Source organism: Candidatus Methylomirabilota bacterium, from assembly GCA_035260325.1.
GTDB lineage: Bacteria > Methylomirabilota > Methylomirabilia > Rokubacteriales > CSP1-6 > AR19.
On the sequence record DATFVL010000004.1, the window covers coordinates 1 to 4,233 of the forward strand.

Genomic DNA, 4,233 nt, shown 5'->3' on the forward strand with positions numbered 1-4,233 from the left:
ATGATCTCGCGCAGCTCTTCCTTGGCCTCTTCCACACCCGCCACGTCCTGGAAGGTGATCTTGTTCTGCTTCTCCGAGAAGAGTCGCGCGCGGGCCTTCCCGAAGGACAGCGCCTTGGCGCCGGCGCCTCCGCCCTGCATCTGGCGCATGAAGAAGATCCACACGCCGATGAAGAGGAGCATCGGCACCCACTGCAGCACGGTCGTGTACCACGGGATCGAGTCGGGCGGCTTCACGGCGATGCGCACGCCGCGGTCCTTCAGCGTCTTGATGAGGTCGGGGTACTCGACGATGTAGGTCCGCTGCATCTGCGCGGAGTCCTTGAGCGTGTACGTGACGTGGTTGCCGCGGATCACGACGGACTCCACGCGCCCCTGGTCCACGGCGCGCAGGAACTCCGAGAAGTTCGGCTGCTCCTGCCCGCTCTGGTTCGCGCCCTGGAAGATCGTGAACAGCAGGATGACGATCAGGCCGATCACCATCCAGAGCGCGAGATTCTTGTACACCTGGTTCATCCCCGGGCATTATAGCATCACGCAACGATGACGCGCCGCGGCGGTCACGCCCCCTCGAGCTCGGCGATGTGCGGAAGATTCCGGAAGAGCCCCTTGTAATCGAAGCCGTAGCCGACGACGAAGACGTTCGGGATCGTGAACCCGACGTAGTCGAGCTCGAGCTTCACCCGCCGGCGCTCGATCTTGTCGACCAGCACGCACGCGCGCACGCGCGCGGGACGGCGCGACTCGAGGTTGCGCTTGAGGTACGCGAGCGTGAAGCCCGTGTCCACGATGTCCTCGACGATCAGCACCTGCCGGCCCTCGATCGACATCGAGAGGTCGGAGACCAGCCGTACCTCGCCCGAGGAGGTCGTGCCGCTCGAGTAGCTCGACACGCCGATGAAGTCGGTCGTCAGCTCGATCGGGATCGCGCGGACCAGGTCGGCCATGAAGAGGAACGCGCCCTGCAGGACGCCGACGAGGATCGGGCGCTCCCCCGCGTAGTCGCGCGCGATCGCCCGGGCGAGCTCGGCGACCCGCGCCCGGAGCGCCTCCTCCGTGATGAGGACGCGGCCCGGCCGCGGGGCCATCCTACCGGGCCGTGACGAACGTCGAGAACGCGCGGTCGGCGCCGATGCGCGCCGCCGCCGCCTGCGCCGCGTCGCGCGTGGCGAACGCGCCCACGCGCACGCGGAAGCGGATGGGCCCGTCCGTCTCGACGACGTCGGCGTCGTGCCCGGCGGCGGCCACGCGCGCCCGGAGCGCCTCCGCCGGCTCCCGCGTCTTGTAGGCGCCCACCTGGACCGTGAAGCGCGCCGCCAGGTTCCCGGGCGCCTCGGCCCGTTCCCCGGCCGGTGGCTCGGGCTTCGCCGCCTCCGCCTTCGGCGCGTCGGGGCGCGGCTTCGCGGGCCTGGCCGCGGGCGGCGCCGTGAGCGGCGCGGTGAGCTCCCGGTAGAAGGTCAGCGTCGGCGGCGGCTCGGGGGCGCGCGTCTCGCGCTCGCGGACCCGCTCGCGCGGCGCCTTCGCGACGCTCGCCGGGCGGAAGGACGGGAGGTTCGGCCAGAAGCGGCCGACCACCGCGCCGAGCAGGAACGTCACCCCCAGCACCGCGACGCAGCCGACGAGGACGAAGAACGTGCTCACGCCACCGCGCCGGCGTGCGGCTCGCACGGCCCTCACATCGTCTCCGGCGCCGCGACGCCGAGGAGGTCCAGGCCGTTCCGGACGACGCGCGCCACCGCGGCGCAGAGCGCGAGCCGCGCGAACATGAGCCGGCGGTCGTCCTGGATGACGCGGTGGTTCTTGTAGTACGGGTGGAACGCGGCGGCGAGCTCCGTCAGGAAGTACGCGACGCGGTGGGGCTCGAGTGCCTTCGCCGCGCCGCGCACGATCTCCGGGTACTGGAGGAGCCGCTTGACGAGCGCCTGCTCCTCGGGCGCCGTGAGCGGCGAGAGATCGGTCTCGGCGAGCGGGGGCACGACGATCCCCTGCTCGGCCACCTGCTTGCCGATCGACTGGATCCGCGCGTGGGCGTACTGGACGTAGTAAACCGGGTTCTCGCTCGACTGCCGCGTGGCGACGGCCAGATCGAACTCGAGCGGGCTGTCATGGCGCCGCGTGAGGAACGTGAAGCGCGCGGCGTCGCGCCCGACCTCTTCGAGGAGCTCGTCCATCAGGACGAGCTCACCGCGGCGCTTCGACATGCGCACGGGCTGGCCGTCGCGCAGGAGCGTCACGAGCTGGACGATGAGGACCTCGAACGCCTCGGGCGGGTGGCCGAGCGCCTGCATCGCGGCCCGCAGGCGCGGCACGTAGCCGTGGTGGTCGGGGCCGAAGAGGTTGATGACCCGGTCGGCGTCCGCGAATTTCACGTGGTGGTGGTACGCGACGTCCACCCCGAAGTAGGTCACCTCACCGCTCGACCGGCGGAGGACGCGGTCCTTGTCGTCGCCCGCATCGTCGCCCACCTCCGACGACCGGAACCAGAGCGCGCCGTCCTTCGCGTAGCTGAGGCCGCGCGCCGCGAGCTCGTCGAGGACCTTCTCGGCGAGCCCGCGATCGCGCACGTCGCGCTGCTCGGACGTCCAGGCATCGAACTCGACGCCGTAGTCGCGAAGGACTGTGCGCTGCTGCTCGACGTAGTACGTCACCGCCCAGCGCCCGAAGTGCTCGACGCGCTCGGGATCGGGCAGGTCGAGCGCGGCCGGACGCGCGCCCCCGGGGCGGGTGCCGTGCGCGTCCAGGTAGGTCAGGGCGAGCTCGACGATGTAGTCCCCGGTGTAGCCCCCCTCGGGGATGCTCGCCTCCTCTCCGAAGCACTGACGCACGCGAGCCTCGAGCGACCGCGCGAGCTTCTCGAACTGGCTGCCCGCGTCGTTGACGTAGTACTCGGTCGTCACGCGAGCGCCCTGGGAGCGCAGCAGGCGCGCCAGCGCATCGCCCACGGCGGCGGCGCGCGCGTTGACGATCCCGAGCGGCCCCGTCGGGTTCGCGGAGACGAACTCGAGCCGGACCCGGCGGCCGCGCTCGCCGTCGCCGCGCCCGTAGCGTTCGCCGGCGACGAGGATCTCGCGGAGCGCCTGCGCGCACCACGCCGGCGCCAGGAAGACGTTGAGGAACCCGGGGCCCGCGACCTCGAGCCGCTCGACCTCCGGCAACGAGGGGAAGTGCTTGACGATCAGCTCGGCGATCTGCCGCGGCGGCTTCCCGGCGGCGCGCGCGAGCGTCATCGCCGCGTTCGTCGCGTAGTCCCCGTGCTCGGGCTGGCGCGGCACCTCCCAGACGCACGCGGGAGGCTCCGGCAGTCCCGCGCTGGCGAGCGCGGTCCTGACTCCGTCGGTCAACCGCTCCGTGATCGACATGACAAAAAACGCCGCGCGGTGGCGGCGTCCACACTCAAATGATACGCGCGCGCCCGAGTCCGGGCCGAGGAAAAAGGCGAAAAATCACGGACTCACGCCCGAACACCTCGAGCGGCGCCGCGGTCCCGCGCGCGAGCTCGGCGACATCGCGTCGCGCCGGCGTGCCTCGACCAAGGTACGGGCCGCCTCGGCCTCGCCTCAGGCGATGAGATCTAACCGATTGATTTATCGCATCGCCGCATGGATCGCCCAGGCGGCGGCGACGACCGTCAGGAGGCTCGCGGCCGCCGCGACAGCGAATACGCGGACCGAGCGCCCGACGTCCCGCGGCGTCGGCGGCGGTCCTCCGCCGAGCCGGTAGGCACCGGGCTTCTCGAGCGTGACGCCGAGCGCGCCCGCCATCGCCGACATCGTCCAGCCCGCGTTCGGGCTCGCGGTGCGCCGTCGATCGGCGAGCATCACGCGCGCGGCGCGCGCCGTGTCCGCGCCCGCGAGCCCGGCGCCGGCGACGATCGCCCAGCCCGCGAGGCGCGCGGGCGCCCAGTTCAGCAGGTCGTCGAGCCGGGCCGCGACCTTGCCGAAGTGCTCGAGTGTCCCCTCGCGGTACCCGAACATCGCGTCGGCCGTGTTGATCGCGCGGTAGACGGCGGCGCCGGGCAGCCCGAACGCGAGGTAGAAGCACGCGGGCGCCACGAACGCGTCGGTCAGGTTCTCGGCGACCGACTCGATCGCGGCCGAGGCGACCTGGCCGGCGTCGAGCGCCGCCGTCGGCCGGCTCACGAGGTGACGGCCGACGGCCGCGCGGGCCGCGGCGAGCTGGCCGGCCGCGAGCGCCGCCATCACGCTGCGCGCCGCGGCCGCGAGCGCGCGCAGCG

5 protein-coding genes are annotated in these 4,233 nt (G+C 72.3%); all 5 read right to left on the reverse strand.

What is annotated here, in order from left to right; genetic code table 11:
• On the reverse strand, positions 1 to 515 hold a 515-nt coding region (locus tag VKG64_00180; protein ID HKB23438.1), incomplete at its 3' end, for an ATP-dependent metallopeptidase FtsH/Yme1/Tma family protein.
• Positions 516 to 559: 44 nt separating this feature from the next.
• Positions 560 to 1,087, reverse strand: a complete 528-nt coding sequence (gene hpt, locus VKG64_00185; GenBank protein ID HKB23439.1) for a hypoxanthine phosphoribosyltransferase — start codon at positions 1,085 to 1,087, stop codon at positions 560 to 562.
• Between the two features lies 1 nt (position 1,088).
• Positions 1,089 to 1,640, reverse strand: coding sequence for an SPOR domain-containing protein (locus VKG64_00190; GenBank protein HKB23440.1), 552 nt, complete (start codon positions 1,638 to 1,640; stop codon positions 1,089 to 1,091).
• A gap of 32 nt (positions 1,641 to 1,672) precedes the next feature.
• Positions 1,673 to 3,358: an arginine--tRNA ligase gene (argS, locus tag VKG64_00195; GenBank protein ID HKB23441.1), complete on the reverse strand. Its 1,686-nt coding sequence runs from the start codon at positions 3,356 to 3,358 to the stop codon at positions 1,673 to 1,675.
• A gap of 225 nt (positions 3,359 to 3,583) precedes the next feature.
• The coding region (gene cbiB, locus VKG64_00200) for an adenosylcobinamide-phosphate synthase CbiB (GenBank protein HKB23442.1) at positions 3,584 to 4,233 on the reverse strand (650 nt) is incomplete at its 5' end.